Origin of the sequence: Bacillus sp. M6-12 (assembly GCF_002860285.1) — a bacterium.
GTDB lineage: Bacteria > Bacillota > Bacilli > Bacillales > DSM-1321 > Peribacillus.
In genome coordinates this window covers 343154-360919 of the sequence record NZ_PGVF01000014.1, presented here as the reverse complement: position 1 = coordinate 360919, position 17766 = coordinate 343154, and the positions used below count along the sequence as shown (strand labels likewise).

15 protein-coding genes are annotated in these 17766 nt (G+C 42.0%); all 15 read right to left on the bottom strand.

Features of this window, described 5'->3' with window-relative positions:
• Positions 1-109: 109 nt before the first annotated feature.
• A complete protein-coding gene (tdh, locus tag CVD28_RS16895; RefSeq protein ID WP_180954199.1) occupies positions 110-1150 on the bottom strand; it encodes an L-threonine 3-dehydrogenase in 1041 nt (346 codons plus the stop codon).
• A gap of 685 nt (positions 1151-1835) precedes the next feature.
• Positions 1836-2702 carry a 2-oxoacid:ferredoxin oxidoreductase subunit beta gene (locus CVD28_RS16890; protein ID WP_101594003.1) on the bottom strand — a complete coding sequence of 289 codons (867 nt, stop codon included), beginning with the start codon at positions 2700-2702 and terminating at the stop codon, positions 1836-1838.
• A complete protein-coding gene (locus CVD28_RS16885) occupies positions 2689-4440 on the bottom strand; it encodes a 2-oxoacid:acceptor oxidoreductase subunit alpha (RefSeq protein ID WP_101594000.1) in 1752 nt (583 codons plus the stop codon). Before CVD28_RS16885 ends, CVD28_RS16890 begins: the two co-directional genes overlap by 14 nt.
• 334 nt (positions 4441-4774) lie before the next feature.
• Complete coding sequence (spoVS, locus tag CVD28_RS16880) at positions 4775-5035, bottom strand: stage V sporulation protein SpoVS (RefSeq protein WP_101593997.1); 261 nt, start codon at positions 5033-5035, stop codon at positions 4775-4777.
• A gap of 391 nt (positions 5036-5426) precedes the next feature.
• Complete coding sequence (locus tag CVD28_RS16875) at positions 5427-6224, bottom strand: TIGR00282 family metallophosphoesterase (protein ID WP_101593995.1); 798 nt, start codon at positions 6222-6224, stop codon at positions 5427-5429.
• A 200-nt stretch (positions 6225-6424) separates the two neighbouring features.
• Positions 6425-7984, bottom strand: a complete 1560-nt coding sequence (rny, locus tag CVD28_RS16870; RefSeq protein ID WP_101593992.1) for a ribonuclease Y — start codon at positions 7982-7984, stop codon at positions 6425-6427.
• A 491-nt stretch (positions 7985-8475) separates the two neighbouring features.
• Positions 8476-9519 carry a recombinase RecA gene (gene recA / locus CVD28_RS16865; RefSeq protein ID WP_101593990.1) on the bottom strand — a complete coding sequence of 348 codons (1044 nt, stop codon included), beginning with the start codon at positions 9517-9519 and terminating at the stop codon, positions 8476-8478.
• A 491-nt stretch (positions 9520-10010) separates the two neighbouring features.
• Complete coding sequence (locus CVD28_RS16860; RefSeq protein WP_101593988.1) at positions 10011-11255, bottom strand: competence/damage-inducible protein A; 1245 nt, start codon at positions 11253-11255, stop codon at positions 10011-10013.
• A 20-nt stretch (positions 11256-11275) separates the two neighbouring features.
• Positions 11276-11854 carry a CDP-diacylglycerol--glycerol-3-phosphate 3-phosphatidyltransferase gene (gene pgsA / locus CVD28_RS16855; protein ID WP_101593987.1) on the bottom strand — a complete coding sequence of 193 codons (579 nt, stop codon included), beginning with the start codon at positions 11852-11854 and terminating at the stop codon, positions 11276-11278.
• A 109-nt stretch (positions 11855-11963) separates the two neighbouring features.
• Entirely contained in the window at positions 11964-12872 is a 909-nt protein-coding gene (locus CVD28_RS16850) for a helix-turn-helix domain-containing protein (protein ID WP_308315095.1), read from the bottom strand.
• Between the two features lie 9 nt (positions 12873-12881).
• Entirely contained in the window at positions 12882-13673 is a 792-nt protein-coding gene (locus CVD28_RS16845; RefSeq protein WP_101593982.1) for a DUF3388 domain-containing protein, read from the bottom strand.
• Between the two features lie 269 nt (positions 13674-13942).
• Positions 13943-14200: a DUF3243 domain-containing protein gene (locus tag CVD28_RS16840; protein WP_101593980.1), complete on the bottom strand. Its 258-nt coding sequence runs from the start codon at positions 14198-14200 to the stop codon at positions 13943-13945.
• A 90-nt stretch (positions 14201-14290) separates the two neighbouring features.
• Positions 14291-15016: an elongation factor P 5-aminopentanone reductase gene (gene ymfI / locus CVD28_RS16835; protein ID WP_101593976.1), complete on the bottom strand. Its 726-nt coding sequence runs from the start codon at positions 15014-15016 to the stop codon at positions 14291-14293.
• Positions 15017-15117: 101 nt separating this feature from the next.
• On the bottom strand, positions 15118-16407 hold the full coding sequence (gene yfmH, locus CVD28_RS16830) for an EF-P 5-aminopentanol modification-associated protein YfmH (protein ID WP_101593975.1): 1290 nt from the start codon (positions 16405-16407) through the stop codon (positions 15118-15120).
• Positions 16407-17684, bottom strand: coding sequence for an EF-P 5-aminopentanol modification-associated protein YfmF (gene yfmF / locus CVD28_RS16825; protein ID WP_101593973.1), 1278 nt, complete (start codon positions 17682-17684; stop codon positions 16407-16409). The genes yfmH and yfmF overlap by 1 nt, the downstream gene beginning before the upstream one ends.
• Positions 17685-17766: the final 82 nt, after the last annotated feature.

The following is a 17766-nucleotide window of genomic DNA, read 5'->3' as shown; positions in this document are numbered from 1 at the left end:
CTGATTGATTAATAGATTTTATACAGCCATTCGAGTGGCGTAATCCGCAATGTATAGTGCGAACCCTTACCTCTCACCAGTTTACCAGAATAATCTGTTAGACTGATAATTATGGGTGTAAGACTACTTTTCCGCATTCGCCCTTTAACATAAGCTCAAAGCCTTTTTCAAACTCTGTTAATGGAAAATGGTGTGTAATCATTGGTGCAACGTTTACCTGTCCGGAAGCAAGCAAACTGGAAACCTGCTGCCATGTTTTAAACATAAGACGGCCTGTAATTCCCTGGACAGTAATTCCTTTAAAAACGATATCATTTGTCACATCTATTTGAACTGGGCGTACAGGCAAGCTCAATATAGAAACACGCCCCCCATTTGTAACCATTTTAAAACCTTGATCCATTGCGATTGGATGGCCGCTCATTTCACAAACGACATCTGCACCATTTCCATTCGTCAGGGTGCTGACAGTCTCCAGCGGGTCTTGATTCTTGGAATTAATAATTGTTGTCGCCCCCATCTTCTTTGCCAAACCAAGGCGATAATCATTTAAATCCAAAGCAATTATCTGCGCTGCCCCGGCTGCCTTCGCAACCCCTACTGCCATGATCCCAATTGGGCCGCAGCCAATGATAGCCACTGTTTTCCCGGCCACTTCTCCCGCCAGAACTGTATGAACAGCATTTCCCATCGGTTCCTGAACTGACGCCACATCAAAAGGCATGTCTTTCGGATTTTTCCACAGGTTGCCTGCCGGGAGTGCAATGTATTCGGCGAAACAGCCATTTGTATCCACACCAATAATCTTCGTGTTTTTACAAATATGGAATTGACCCGTTAAGCATTGCGGGCATGTTCCGCACACCAGATGTGTTTCTGCAGAAACATAATCGCCGCATTGAAACGAACACACCTTTGAGCCTACTTCTACTACCTCGCCTGAAAATTCATGGCCAAATACATACGGAGGAATTACTCTGCTCTGTGACCATTCATCCCATGAATAAATATGGACATCTGTGCCGCAAATGGAAGTGGCTTTCACCTTAATCAGGACCTCATCTTCTTTTATCTGCGGTATATCAACCATCTGCATTTCTGCACCAAACCCTCGGTGATGCTTAACAATGGCTTTCATTTTTCCATTCAACATGTACACTCCCCTTAATAGGATATATCTAACAACTCTGGTATACTCACATTTTAGCATCATGATAGTTTATGAGTAAACACCACTGTCCTCTCTATATGAACAATTGAATTTGCACTGGAAATTTTTTTTAGCTTTCTTTTAGCATATTGGCGAATATAGAAAGATACTATACTTTTTTAACCTTTTTTAAGAAAAGCTTTGTTAACCTTGGCTGTTTATTTCCGCTCTATTGGCGGTTCCGGAGCCTCCTCGGCGCTTTGCGCCTGCTGGGTCTCCCCTGACTCGAGGAGTCTCGCGCATTCCGCTCGAATATAGAAAAGCGAAAGCGACCAAAGACCGTCGACTAAGTTCTGGCACGACCTGTGCCAAACGTCGACGCCAGTACATCCTCAAAAAGCTGTCGCTTTGTTTCGTGCGATGTGTCGCTGCCGAGGCTTTCCTTGTCCTGTGCGTCGCTGGGCGATGCAGCTAGAAATCAACCAGCAGCAAAATCAACAATGAGCTTTAACAAAGCCTTAAGAAACTGTTGGTGAGATTGGGTCATTTACCGGAGAGAAAATTAGGGGAAAAATAAATGATAGAAATTATTCGCAACCCTGAATCTAATAATTTTCTTAACAACAAAAAAACCCCGCTGCTAGTTTATTCTTTTCCTAGCAGGCAGGGTCATTTTAATTGATTATTACATAAATTCAGCTACTAGCTTATCAAAGCTTTCCTGGCCAAGGCTTAAATCTGCTTTAGAAAGAGCTTCCGGTGCGTAACCCGGGATAAGCTCTTGATATGATTTTCTTTCAGTATTTTGATAAATAATACCAGTAACGAGACCGTTATGCTTCATTAATGTTTGCATTGCATCTTCGCGGTTCGTATGATCATATCCTTCAATATCACTAAGCTTTGTCAGATTTTCTTTAAACCAATCATATGTGTTGATCTTATTGTAAGTTACACATGGGCTGAACACGTTGATTAAAGAAAAGCCCTTATGATTGATTCCAGCTTCAATAATAGCCGTTAAATCTTTTAAGTCAGTAGAAAAGCTTTGGGCAACAAATGTTGCGCCAGCTGATAAAGCCATTTCCATCGGGGAAAGAGCCGGCTCAATTGAACCCTGTGGCGTCGACTTTGTCTTAAAACCTGCAGCTGACCTTGGTGATGTCTGTCCTTTTGTCAAACCATAGATTTGGTTATCCATAACGATATAAGTAATATCTATATTTCGGCGGATGGCATGGATTGTATGACCCATCCCAATCGCAAAACCGTCTCCATCACCTCCGGAAGCAATGACAGTCAGTTCACGGTTAGCCATTTTAACTCCTTGTGCTATCGGAAGTGAACGTCCATGAATTCCATGGAAGCCGTAGGAATTGATATAACCGGAAATTCTTCCTGAACAGCCGATTCCGGAAACGACGGCCAAACCTTCAGGCTCAAGTCCCACATTTGCAGCTGCCCGCTGAATAGCCGCCTGGACAGAGAAATCTCCGCATCCAGGGCACCAGTTAGGTTTTACATTATTGCGAAACTCTTTAAATGTGGCCATATGAGAACAACTCCTTGCATTGTGTGTGAATTTCTTGCGGCAAGAAAGGATTTCCGTCATATTTTAAGACCTTTTGGATCTTATCAACATGACCGACATTCATTTTCATAATGTTTGCCAGTTGTCCTGTCGCATTATTTTCAATAACAACCACTTTCTTTGCCGATTGGATCAATGGCAGCATTTCATCTGTCGGGAACGGATGAATCAGGCGGATATGTGCATGATTTACTTTTATTCCGTCTGCTTCCAAACGCTCCATTGCTTCTTCAATGACACCACGTGTGGAATTGAAGCCCACAATCAGCAAATCAGCCTGTTCATGTTTGATATTTTTATGTACAGGTGTATTAAAGCGAAGGTTCTGTACTTTTCGCATCCTTTTATCCATTTGTGCAATACGGTTTGCAGCAGACTCTGAAGGTTTTCCTGTTTCGTCATGCTCAACACCGGTAACATGGTGGATACCATTTTTCATTCCTGGTATAACACGAGGCGATACTCCGTCTCCCGTTACTTCATAGCGCTTGAAATATGTTTTGTTCTCAGCTTCCGGAATTTCACCCGCTAACAGTTTTCCGCGGCGGATTTCCACTTTGCTGTAATCAAGCGGCTCCACGGTCTGTTTTCCTAAAGAAAGCTGCAAGTCTGTAAGCAAGATAACAGGGCATTGATATTCTTCCGCTAGGTTAAAAGCTTCCGCTGAATCATAGAACGCTTCTTCAACCGTACTAGGAGCCATGACAATTTTCGGGATCTCGCCATGTGTTCCATAAATCATCGCCATTAAATCTGACTGTTCTTGTTTAGTCGGAAGGCCTGTTGAAGGGCCGCCGCGCTGCGTGTCTACGATTACTAATGGTGTTTCTGTAATCCCGGATAGACCAATTGCCTCCATTTTTAGTGAAAGGCCAGGACCAGCAGAAGCGGTCATTGTACGAACACCGCCGTAGTTAGCACCGATTGCCATTGTGACTGCAGCAATCTCATCTTCTGTTTGGATTACTGTTCCGCCAACTGCAGGAAGCTTTTTGATTAAATATTCCATAATTTCGGAAGCTGGCGTAATGGGATAAGCTGCCATAAAACGGCATCCTCCCGCAAGCGCTCCCAATGCTATAGCATCGTTTCCGATCATGAACAGACGCTTTTTGCCGTCTGCCTTTTCAAGTTCCATCGTACCAACCTTGTCCCCTAAAAGACCGGTCATATATTCATAGCCAGCCTTGATGGCTTCCAAGTTCTTTTGTACTATTTGCTCGCCTTTACGGCCAAAAATTTCTTGAACCACTTCATCATATACACTAATATCAAGTCCTAGAACAGCACATGATGCACCAACCGCGACCATATTCTTCATCAAGGACGTACCAAGCTCAGTTGCAAGATCAGTAAATGGAACCGCATACAATGCAGCTTGCGTATTTTCAGGACGAACCGGATTGAACTTTGCATCAGCAATCATAATCCCTTGACCATGAAGTTCATGACAGTTTACATCCAGTGTTTCCTGGTCAAATGCAACAAGAATGTCCAGATCATCAGAAATTGAACGGGTTTGTTCGGTACTTACGCGTATTTTGTTGTTGGTATGGCCGCCTTTAATCCGAGAAGAAAAATGACGATACCCATATAAGTAGTAACCAAGTCTATTTAGGGCAATACAAAAGATTTCCCCTGTACTTTCAATACCTTCCCCTTGCTGTCCGCCAACTTTCCATGAAAGTTGATTGATCATGTTTTACACCCCTTTAGATACGTTCAAATGAAAAACTTAAATCTATTAACAAATGCAGACCCTTCACTATAAATAAACAGAATGTCCCCGAATATGTAAACGCTGTTTTTCAAGTTGTCCTTTATCGCGGTGAAAGGTGTACTAAACGCTTTCAATTCTAGACCTATAAGATAAAAAAAGCAACCCTTTCTCTGGAAATACTGGGTTTAAAATCTGATATTTTTAAAATTTTTTTTATATTCTAATATAATGAGTTTTTCATAGTGGAAATCTCCTTTGTTTTCCTGAAATTGTGAACAGAAAAACCTGTTTGCGTAGGCAAACAGGCCGGATTTCATCTTGGCTCAATAATCAGTTTTATTGCTGTCCGTTCTTCCCCGTCAATCATAATATCTGTAAAGGCAGGAATACAAATCAAGTCCACTCCACTAGGTGCTACAAACCCTCTCGCGATTGCTACTGCCTTTACGGCTTGATTTAACGCACCGGCTCCTATGGCCTGGATTTCTGCGGCTCCTCTTTCCCTTAATACTCCCGCAAGTGCGCCTGCTACAGAATTAGGATTAGATTTTGCTGAAACCTTTAATATTTCCATTCCTAGTCCTCCTTGTATTATCCCTTACCTATTGTGGCTTTGTTCAGGCAGGTAAAACTCTTTCCACTGCTACTATATTCATAGAGATTCAGCCATATACCTATAACAGGAAGTTTCTTGTCCATCGAAACGCAGAAGGGCTCTTTTCAGAGGAAAAACGGCTAAAGTCGCCGCATCCTCACAAAGCTGTCTCTTTGTTTCGTGCGATGTATCGCTGCAGAAGCATTCCTTGTCCTGCGGCGGCGTCGGCACTAGCACGTCCTGTGCGTCAGGCCAGGGCGCTGGAGCTAGACATCAGTACTTTTAAAAACGTTAGATTATTTATTTAACAAGAAAAAACTCTATTCCTCCTATGGGAACAGAGTTTCTTCGGACACTCCGCATTAAATTATCATTGAAAAAAGGGATTATCATCATTAATTAAGATGCGATTAATTTTTTTACAGCTGCCGCTCTTTTCGTCAATTTCCAATAATACTGCACTCAGTACTGTACGCCCCTCTTTCGGTACTTCAAAGCGCGTTGGCAGACTAGTCAGGAACCGATGGATAACCGCTTCTCTTTCCATACCCAATATACCGTCGTAAGGTCCTGTCATGCCGACATCAGATAAGTACCCTGTACCTCCTGGTAGAATTCTGTTGTCTGCCGTTTGGACATGGGTATGGGTGCCAATGACTGCCGACACCCTGCCATCCAAAAACCACGACATAGCTTGTTTTTCACTGGTTGCCTCAGCATGAAAATCAACAAAAATAATTGGAGTGCGCTTACGGGCTTCTTTCACCAGCACCTCAGCTTTTTCAAACGGATCGTCAAGGGGTGGCATAAAGGTCCGTCCCTGAATGTTTATTATTGCAACTTCAAGCTGATTAAAGCGGATAAATTTAAGTCCTTCGCCAGGAGTGCCCTTCGGGAAATTTGCTGGACGAACTAAATATTTTGCAGACTCGATAAATTCAAAAATATCCCTGTTGTCCCATGCATGGTTCCCCAGTGTAACAGCCTGTGCGCCCCATTCCAAAAAATCACGATAAATTTTCTCAGTAATGCCCCTTCCCCCTGCAGAATTTTCTCCGTTAACTATTGTTATATGCGGTTTGTATTTCTCCTTCATTCTGGGCAAATATTCCTTTACCATATCCCGGCCCGGTGAACCTACGACATCCCCTACAAAAAGCAGCTTCATCATAAAATCCCTTTCTGTGAAACGTTATTATTTATAATATGTGTATTGTATCATATTCCATATTCTAGACATCCTATGGAACGGTTAAGCAAAAAACGAGAAAATTGCCAATTGCCACTATAAAAAACCCCGCCGTAAATAACTGGCGGGGTTCCTTTATGCTCGTATTCAGCTGGCATTAAGTTGCCTGATGGCTGATCTTATTTCGCATACTCCACAGCCCTCGTTTCACGGATAACCGTTACTTTAATATGGCCTGGGTAATCAAGTTCTTCTTCAATGCGCTTCCTGATATCCCTCGCAAGTCGATGGGCTTCCAGATCGCCTATCTGTTCAGGTTTAACCATGATTCTTACTTCACGGCCTGCCTGAATGGCGAACGATTTTTCAACGCCATCATAGGATTCAGAAATTTCCTCAAGCTTTTCAAGCCTTCTGATATAGTTTTCGAGAGTCTCACTGCGAGCACCTGGCCTTGCAGCCGAAAGTGCATCCGCAGCCGCAACTAGCACGGCAATGATAGAAGTTGGCTCAAAATCGCCATGATGTGAAGCAATGCTGTTGATGACAACTGGATGTTCCTTGTACTTTGTTGCCAGTTCAACACCAATTTCCACATGGCTGCCTTCTACTTCATGGTCGATCGCTTTTCCGATATCATGCAGCAGTCCAGCACGTCTTGCCAGTGTTTCGTCTTCACCCAGTTCAGCTGCAAGCAGTCCGGATAGCTGGGCAACCTCCATCGAATGCTTTAAAACATTTTGGCCATAGCTAGTACGGAACTTTAAGCGGCCAAGAATTTTAATGAGATCCGGATGGAGCCCGTGAACACCCACCTCAAAGGTAGTTTGTTCACCAATTTCACGGATATGTTCATCCACTTCACGTCTTGCCTTGTCCACCATTTCTTCAATACGGGCAGGATGTATCCGTCCGTCCTGAACAAGCTTATCAAGAGCCAGGCGTGCAGTTTCGCGTCTAATCGGATCAAATCCTGACAGAATTACCGCTTCAGGTGTATCATCAATAATTAAATCAATACCTGTAAGGGTTTCAAGCGTCCGGATATTTCGGCCCTCACGACCGATAATTCGGCCTTTCATCTCGTCATTCGGCAAATTAACAACAGAAACGGTTGTCTCTGCAACATGGTCTGCCGCACAACGCTGGATGGCAAGTGAAAGCACTTCCTTCGCCTTTTTGTCGGCTTCTTCCTTCGCGCGGTTTTCGATTTCTTTAATCATTACTGCAGTATCATGAGCCAATTCCTTTTCTACCCGATCAATAATAATTGCTTTTGCCTCTTCACGAGTAAGTCCGGATATGCGTTCAAGCTCAGTCTGCTGTTTTCGCACCATTTCTTCTACTTTGCTTTCCATCTCTTCAATATGCTGTTGTCTTTGGTTAAGAGAATCCTCCTTTTTCTCCAAAAGTGTTTCACGTTTATCTAACGTTTCATCTTTCCGGTCAAGGTTCTCTTCTTTTTGCAATAATCGATTTTCTTGTTTTTGTAATTCACTTCTTCGTTCACGGATATCTCTTTCCGCATCCGTACGCTGTTTGTGAATTTCGTCCTTTGCTTCCAATAGGGCTTCTTTTTTAACTGCTTCTGCTTCCCGTTTTGCATCCTCAAGGATTTGTTCAGCAGAGCTTTTAGCCCCTGCTATTTTGTTACTGGATATAGATTTTTGAACAAAATAGCCAACAACTGCACCGACGATTAGGCCAAGCAAAGCGAAGATGATTGTCATGGGTTCCATCGTTTCACCTCCCCTTGCTATGAACTTGTTTTCTTACTAATTTGAAATGTCGGCATGTACATTGTTACATACTTCAATATACAGCACTTAGGCTTTTCAAAATCGTTGTTTGAAAAATGTAAAATATACATTTTAATTGTATAGGTGTGAATTTTTATTGTCAAGGGGTTGTACTTTCGCACCCATCCTTAAGTTGCATTATGCCACAAAGAAAAACGGAAGCGCCTGTTAAAGGATGAACGGCTAAAGTCACCAGTGTTGGACATTAAATTGTGTTACAACCTTCGTCCTGTGGCAACGTCCGCACTGGCACGTCCTCACAAAGCTGACGATTTGTGCAATGTATCGCTTGCCGCAGCTTCCTTGTCCTGTGCATCGGACTGGACGCTGAAGCTATACATCTGTTCTTGCTAAAAAAGGAATGCCCTTTCTTATCTTATAAAGAAAGACTCAGCATCAATTTCTTTCTGCTGAGTCTTTGTCGTCTGGTATTAGTCAATCAACTCGAACTGATCTCCGTCTTGGTCGTCCTCAGGAGCAATGTGGTCTCCATCCAGGTTATAGTGGTCCCTGATTTTTTTGGCAATTTCATTGCGAAGTTCCTTATTTTCTTTTAGGAATAGCTTCGCATTTTCACGACCCTGTCCAAGACGATCATCATTATAGGAATACCATGAACCGCTCTTCTGGACAATATCCAGATCGGAACCCATATCGATGATTTCACCTTCACGGGAAATACCTTCTCCGTACATGATGTCAACTTCTGCCGTACGGAAAGGAGGGGCTACCTTGTTCTTAACGACTTTAATTTTCGTCTTGTTTCCGACTACGTCATTGCCTTGCTTTAGCTGTTCAGCACGGCGTACTTCAAGGCGGACAGATGAATAGAATTTAAGGGCGCGTCCACCCGGAGTTGTTTCCGGATTACCGAACATTACACCGATCTTTTCACGAATCTGGTTAATGAAGATAGCAATAGTGTTGGACTTATTAATGGCCCCTGACAGCTTCCGGAGCGCCTGGGACATTAAGCGGGCCTGCAACCCTACATGGGAATCTCCCATTTCGCCTTCTATTTCTGCCTTTGGTACCAATGCAGCAACAGAGTCTATGACAATGATATCCACGGCACCGCTTCGGACTAGTGCTTCTGCGATTTCGAGCGCTTGCTCGCCTGTATCCGGCTGTGAGAGGAGAAGCTCGTCAATGTTTACTCCCAGCTTTTGGGCGTATGAGGGATCAAGAGCGTGTTCAACATCGATAAAAGCCGCCTGTCCTCCAGTTGCCTGAACCTCCGCAATTGCATGCAGGGAAACTGTTGTTTTACCTGAACTTTCAGGTCCGTATATTTCGATAATTCTTCCGCGCGGATAACCGCCCACACCTAGCGCAACATCGAGTGCCACAGAACCGCTCGGTACAGTTGAAACCCTGCGGTCCGTTTGTTCCCCTAGCTTCATAATAGAACCTTTTCCAAATTGCTTTTCTATTTGCTTTAATGCCATTTCTAACGCAGCTTGACGATCACTCACTGGCGTTCCTCCTCTATATTTCAATAATCGAAAATCGATTAAAAATCTTTTAACTTATGTCTGAATTTGTGTGTTAGGTTTATCTCATCTCAAAACCTATCTCTACTATATACCTTTTAATACCGTTTGCCAAGCAAAAAATCGAACATTCATTCGTTTTTTTTAGCGGCTGTATTTCCCCAAAAATGCCTTTTTCACTTAGGAGATAATCCTCTATTATGACCCAGTCACCTCAAAAAAGTTAATTTCCACAAATTAAAAGAATATATAAGAAAAATGATCATTCAGGGTAATAACGCTAATTGCATCAGAATAGGACCTGCAAGAACTGTAACTTTTTGAAGGCAGGCTCAATTAGTTGTATGCTGCCACCGTTCGCTCTTAATTCAGGCTACTGCTTTAGCTTTCTATAATGCTGGTACAAATAAAAACAAAGACCCTGCTGTCTATCATAGAAGCAGGGCCTTTGTTAACTTGAAAGAAAGAAAGGCTTATTTTTTTAAAGCTAGCTCACGAAGCAAATAATGGCATCCGTATTTTACGGAGCGGACACGGTTTTGCTCTCGGCTTCCTGAAAAATTCAGCTTGAAAGATTTTGGTTCGCTATTCCTGAATGAAATGCCAATAAAGACCGTCCCTACCGGATTCCCTTCCAGCTCTTCAGGACCCGCAACGCCAGTAAAGCTGATTCCAATATCTGCATCCAGCATGCTGCGCACATTTTCAGCCATCTCGGTCGCGCATTGTTCACTTACAACACCATGGTTTTCAATAGTTTCTTCTTTAACTTTAAGCAGCTTTGCCTTTGCCTCATTGGTATAACTGACAATACCGCTCATAAATATCTTCCCGGAGCCGGGAATTGCTGTCAATTTTTCCTGGAACATACCGCCGGTAAGGCTCTCGGCGCTTGCTATCGTGGTATTCCTTGATGTCAGCTCCCTGACCAGTTCCTTCATCAAAGAGGTTTGGTCATTCCCATAATGGTATTGGCCAACCCGGGCAAGAATTTCCTTCTCTGTGTCTGCAATCATTTTTTCACACGTTTCCCTTGAAGTATGCTTGGCCGTAATCCGAAGCGTGACTTCCCCATCTGAAGCAAGCGGTGCTATAGTAGGGTTATGCTGTTTTTCAAGCAAATCTTCTATTTCTGTTTCCAGCGCAGCTTCGCCAATTCCAAAGAAGCGAAGTACCTTTGATTCAATACGCTCATGTTTATCCAGCTTAGCAAGTAAATTCTTAATAGCATACTCCAGAAACATCGGTTCCATTTCTTTTGGCGGGCCCGGAAGCAGAATATAGCTAATACCCTGAACTGTAATCACCATGCCAGGAGCCATGCCATGATCGTTGGGGAGGACACTGGACCCTTCGATAACCAGAGCCTGTTTTTTATTATTTTCTGTCATATCCCGTCCTGTACGAGCGAAATATTGTTCTATGGACGTTAGGGCATTCTCATCATAAACAAGCTTTTTCCCAAGATGGCGGGAGATGGTTTCTTTCGTCAAGTCATCTTTCGTAGGACCAAGCCCGCCGGTAAATATAATCAGATTAGACCGTTGTTCTGCTATCTCGATAACAGAGTTTAGCCTGCTGGCATTATCTCCTACAACCGTATGGTAATACACATTTATTCCGTGTTCAGCGAGCTGCTGTGAAAGAAACCGGGCATTCGTATTAACGATTTGCCCAAGGAGCAGCTCTGAGCCAACCGCAATTATTTCTGCATTCATTAGACTTCTCCCCCAGACAGTTAATTTGAATTCGTGAAAACTGCTTTATTTTTACTGAAATAATCCCAGCCTGACCAGACGGTAAAAAACAGTGCGATCCATAAAGCAATATCAGCAAAAGGAAATGAAATATACTTAAATGGAAGGTTATGAAGCAAAAGCGCTGAGATAGCGACAATTTGCGTCCATGTCTTTACCTTCCCAAGCATATTGGCAGCAACAACTTCGCCGGTACCCGCCAGAATTGCCCGTAATCCGGTTACAGCAAATTCTCGGCTGAGTATCACAATCACTATCCACGCCGGCGCCAGACTTAAGTCCACTAATAAAATAAGTGCAGCAGCAACTAGCAGTTTATCGGCAAGCGGATCTAAAAACTTTCCCAGATTGGTTACCAGATTCAATTTTCTGGCGTAATAACCGTCCACCCAATCTGTTGCTGAAGCGAAAATAAAAATGAGAGCTCCATACACATGTGCAGCCGGAATACTTTCTCCCTTAAGGTCCCATTCTCCCCAGGAAAAGGGATCCATCATGATAATTAAAAATAACGGTATTAATAAAACTCTTGATACTGTAATTTTATTAGGCAAATTCACAAAAAAACCTCCAACATATCTCTTTCTGAACAAAAACCTTAAACCGGGCCGTACATTACATTATTCTGAAATCAGGCATGTAAGAGAAAAATAGCCATCTATCAGATGACTATTCAGCCTTTACAAAATCTATCGTAATATCCTGCGTCACAATTTCCTGAGGTGAAACAGAATATACTAGTTTCTCGCCATTAACATAAATTTCAGTATCAGCAGCATTTCCAATAACAAGCACTGCCTGGGATTCATTAGATAAGTCGACTTCCTGGCTGGCATTATTCTGGAGAGTTCCCTGGTAAAATGAATGGCCCTTTCCATTTTTGATATTTACCCAGGATGTACCTTTTGCTAACAGCTTTACTTTAAAAGTATCAGCATTTTTCAGCTGGTAGCTGCTGTCACGTCCGCTGCTGCTTACAGAAGCAAGCTCTTGTTTGGCCACTTCTTCCACAGGTGCTGATGGCTGTTTCTCCTGCTGTTTGTCAATCTCTTTTGGCTTTGCAGCTTTTTCTGCTTTTTCTTCCTTATTATTTTCCTTCTTCAGAGGAGAATCTTCCTTTTCTCCCATTACAACACTCTCATCATTATTGCCGCCGGCAGTATCCCCCGGTTTATCTGCATTTTGAGAAAAAAGAACCCAAACAAGAACAACCGCTCCAACTATAAATACCCCTACTAGAGCTTTAGGAAGGATTTCTGCAATTTTTGAATTTCCAGGATCGATGGTTTTACGGCTTTTTACACGTGAAAGCTGTGGCATTTCATCACTGTGAACCAGCGGGATGTCATTTTTATATGTTTCAAAAATCTCTTCAGGCTCCAAGCCCAATGCTTCACAGTATTGTTTTATAAAGGCCCGGACATAGAATTTCCCCGGCATCATCCCATAATTTCCTTCTTCAATTCCAAGTAAATACCGCTTTTGAATCTTAGTTATGCTCTGCAGATCATCAAGTGTTAAGCCTCGAGCTTCTCTGACCTCTTTGAGCCGATTTCCTAATTCTGTCAAAATAACCACCTGCCATTTTTAAAAATCAAATGATCCAAAGTCAGAACCTTCAAAAACATGATTCTGGTCGACTACCTCATATGTAATTTCTTCGTCTGGGTCGTTCCGAAGTTCTATTATATAGTCAAAATCATCAAGGGTATATTCAGTGTTTTGCACAAAAACATCCGGATGTTCAATAACCTTTACAGCATTCAATCTCATAATTTCACGCACAAGCTGCCAGTGGCGTTCATTTGCCCTGCGGGTCGAAACAATACCATCTAGAATAAAGAGATTATTATTGTTATACTCATCCTCAATAAGCTGACTTCTGATTGTTTGTTTTAAAAGTGTTGAAGAAACAAAAAGCCATCTTTTGTTAGCACAAACGCTAGATGCTACAATTGATTCGGTTTTGCCTACTCTTGGCATGCCCCTGATTCCGATTAATTTATGGCCCTCTTGTTTAAAAAGCTCAGCCATAAAGTCTACAAGCAGCCCTAATTCATCCCGAACAAATCGGAAGGTTTTCTTGTCATCCGCATCACGCTGGATGTATCTTCCATGCCGGACGGCAAGGCGGTCTCGAAGCTTTGGCTCCCTTAGTTTAATCACTTTTATCGTGTCCATTGTACGAAGAATTGATTCAAGCCGCTCAATGTTTTTTGAATCCTTTGCCAGCAGAAGAAGGCCTCGGCGTCCCTCGTCTACTCCATTTATCGTAACTATATTAATAGAAAGCATTCCAAGTAAGGAGGAGATATCTCCCAGTAAGCCCGGACGGTTTTTTTGTATCTCATATTCAAAATACCATTCTTTTCTGTCCAATTAAACCACTCCTCGAACTCCCATATATAGCAGTCCCTTTATCTAGATTCTATCATATAGTATTTTGTTTTAAGATAAAAGGAAAAACAATCTTTCTGTCTGATTTTCCTGAATGGGCTGTAAAAAAAAGAAGATTCAGTAAATTATTTACAGCAAGATGGAGTAAGAAATAAAATCACGAGCGCTGTGATTTTCCGAGATATAACAGAAAAACCCTGCCGGATTGGCAAGGTTCTGAGGAACAAAAAGCGGTGTTTAATGAGACAGTATTAACGTGTTCCGTTATTCTCCACAAGTTTAACCATGATGTTTGCCATTGCATGCTTCTCTTCATCAGAAGCAACTGACCATAGGTCAGAAAGGACTCGTTCCTGCTCGTTTTGAGGATCAACCTGTTTAGCAAGGTAGTCACCGATTTCGTATGCAAGATTAGAGATAGTCCCTTGGTCCACACCTTCGTTCTCAGCACGGTTTAATCTGTCGCCAAGGAAATTTTTCCATTGTTCCCAGTTATCTAATACTGACATCCTAATCATCCTTTCCTTTGTAGTACAAGGTTATTTTGTGATGGATGAAGGTTATTTATTCATGTTTTTTTGATTAAACGTTGAAGAAAGTCAGGTATACCATCCTCCGTTTACAGCAAGAATTTGTCCGGTAATATAGGAAGACTCGGGAGAAAGTAAAAAAGATACCGCATTCGCTGTTTCGTCAGGAGTTCCGATTCTCCCCATTGGAATATCTTCCTTTATGTATTTCAAGTCATCTTCATTAAAGCTTTCAAGCATTCCGGTAGCAATCGCTCCTGGAGCAACAGCGTTTACGCGGATCCCGCTTAATGCCAATTCCTTGCTCAGTGACTTAATAAAAGCATTTTGACCCCCCTTTAACATGGAATAAAGCACCTCACAGGAGGCTCCGGTTTGACCCCAAATAGAGGTTACAGCCACTATTCCGGCATTCTTTTGGCCATAAAGCTTGGGAAGCAAGGCCTGTGTCAGCAAAAAAGGGCTAGAAGCATGAAGCAGGATCATCTGTTCGATTGTTTCTTCTTTCATATCAGAAATCAATCCAAAGTAGCTATTACCGCTATTTAAGACAATTGCATGCAGAGAAAATATTCCGTTAACCAGTTTTTTATAGCCCTCTTTTTCACCTAGATCCGCTTGGAGCGGAATCAATTCAATACCGGGTTGTTCCAGTTCAGCCATCAGTTCGTTAATTGCTTTAGAATTTTGGTTATAATGCAGGTAAAGTGAATATCCCTGTTTTGCCAATTTCCTTGCAATTGCCCTTCCAATCCCCCCACTTGCTCCAGTAATAAGGGCAAAGCGTTTTTCCATTTTAGCCTGCCACTCCTTTATCTTTATTTGTTTTTCGTCTCATATAAAAGACCCTGCCTAAAGCTGGCAAGGCCTATAATAAACAATTAGCGGGCAGTTACTTATTTTTTGGGTGTGACCTGAAAGACGGTTATCCTGCTTTCCTCAATCAAGCTGTCAGACACTGTACGAAGGTCATCTATAGTTAGTTTTTCCATTGTACTTACTACATCGAACAAATTCATTTCGTTAAAAGCATACCTGGTGAACTGGTTCGCAATATACTCCGGAGAATTTAAAGCCCTTAAAAAACCGCCTATTTTTTTCTTTTTTGTCCGGTTTAAGCTGGTTTCGGTAAACCCGCCTCCGCTTTTGGAGTTCAGCAGAATAGCTGTAAGTTTCTCTGCAAGGATATCAGGCTGAGTTGTGTCTCCGCCAACCATCGCGAACCCAAAGCCGTATTCCTGTGTATAATCATAGGAAAAGGTTTGATCTATAAGCCCATCTGAATATAACTCGTCAAAGTGTTTAGAGCTTTTGCTGAATAGAATGTCCAGCAGTACATTGGCAGCCAGTTCATATTTCAGCAGATCTTTTCCTTGTATGTCGGTTTTAGCCGCTTTAATCCCTACCATTACCTTTGAAGATTGAACATTCATTTCCAAAACCCGTTTTTTCTGTGCAACTTCCTCTGGTTCATTCTCAAAATGGCGCTTTATTTCCGGGAGATTTACAAAAGGCTTGCTCTCTTGGTTTTGACGAATAAATGTCATCGTTTCCTTAACGTCCACAGGACCAACAATAAAAATAAGCATATTGCTTGGATGATAAAACGTTTCATAGCATTGATATAGCATATCTTTTGTAATATCTGCAATAGATTCTACCGTCCCGGCGATATCTATTTTCACTGGATGGTTATGGTACATATTCTCAATGCAGCCAAAATATAAACGCCAGTCGGGATTATCATCGTACATCCTAATTTCCTGTCCAATGATTCCCTTTTCCTTTTCCACCGTTTTTTCAGTGAAATAAGGTTCCTGGACAAAATCAATCAATGTTTCTAGATTCTTGTCAAAATCAGATGTGCTGGAAAATAGGTATGACGTCCGTGTAAATGAAGTAAAGGCGTTAGCTGATGCACCTTGTTTACTGAATTGCTGGAATACATCACCATCCTCCTTCTCAAAAAGCTTATGCTCAAGAAAATGGGCAATACCATCTGGAACCTTAACAAGCTTATCATCACTCGGTGACTTAAAATGATTGTCGATTGAGCCATACTTGGTCGTAAAGGTGGCATAAGACTTATTAAAGCCCTGCTTAGGAAGAATATAAACATCCAGGCCATTTTCCATTTTTTCATAAAATAACTCTTCCTGCAGCTGCTCGAATAAAATTTTCTCCATTATTGCACCTCCTCCGTTCCCGTTAAGAAATAAATCGTATCTAATTCAATCCGTTCCCCAGCTTTAATAATTTCTTCTTTGGTGGTGTTTTCTGTTTTTTCCAGCCATTCATCCAGCGAAATGGAAGTGCCTGCGACCACATTGTGGTAAAGAATTTCTACGAGCCCGCGGGCTACATCAATGGTTTCAAGGACCTGGTTGCGAACAACCGCTTTTGTCTGTGAAAGTTCCTGATCACTAAAATCCCCATTTTTCATTGCTTGCATTTGTTCCTTAATAATGCTGACAGCCTGCTCGTAATTCTTATTCTCGATTCCTGACATAACCAGTAAAAGACCTTTGTGGCTTTCTAGACGGGATGAAGCGTAATAGGCAAGGCTGGCTTTCTCGCGGACATTGATGAACAGCTTTGAATGCGAGAATCCGCCAAAAATTCCATTAAAGAGCTGAAGAGCAAAGTATTCCTTATCTGCATAAGTTATTTGGGTACGGTAGCCGATATTCAATTTCCCTTGTTTCACATCTTGGTTTTCAATAACATCATTGACCTTATCAACTGTTATTTGCCGTGCCGGCGCCTTACGCGGGGTACGGTCAGTAAGATTTAACTTGTTGTCGGCAAGCCCTTCAACCTCTGCAGAATCGATGTCACCAATCACGTAGAAATCAATTTCATCCTCATTAAGGGCCTTTTGATAATATTCATATAAACTTGAAGGTGTTATTCCGTCAACCATTTCACTGATTCCTGTGGCTTCAGCTTCATAAGGTTCACCTTTGCACATCTCCTCAATAAGACGGGAAGCCGAATAACGCATTTTATCATCATAAACAGATTGGATTCTTTGCTTTAGAGTTCGTTTTTCTTTATCGACTGTTGACTGGTCAAAAGCATTGCCTGATGCATTTGGATCAAGAAGTATTCCTGTCAGCAAATCAAATCCCTTTTCAAGCAGCGGTGCTGGATCAGAGAGGAACTTCTCATTTGCAATTTCCATTGTAAAAGTCATAATGTGGTACTCGCCTTTTTTTGCCACATCAACATAAAGGCTCGCACCATACAATTCATCTAAATAGGACCTTAGTTCTGTAGAAGTTGGATAATGTTTTGAATTGCTCTGAAGCACATGCGGGAGGAGTGCCCTTAATGTAACGGTCTCTTTTTCAAGCGGTGCCTTCATTTTCCAAACTAATGTATTCGTTTTATATTTTGCCGTTTTAACAAAATGCAGCTTAAATCCCTGCTTCGGCCTTATGATTTCAGAAGCGATCGACATTAGAAATCCTCCTTGGAAATGGATTAGTTTTTAGGTGAATAAGAATTATTGTTTGTTTTATGGAAAAATTTTAAACATATAC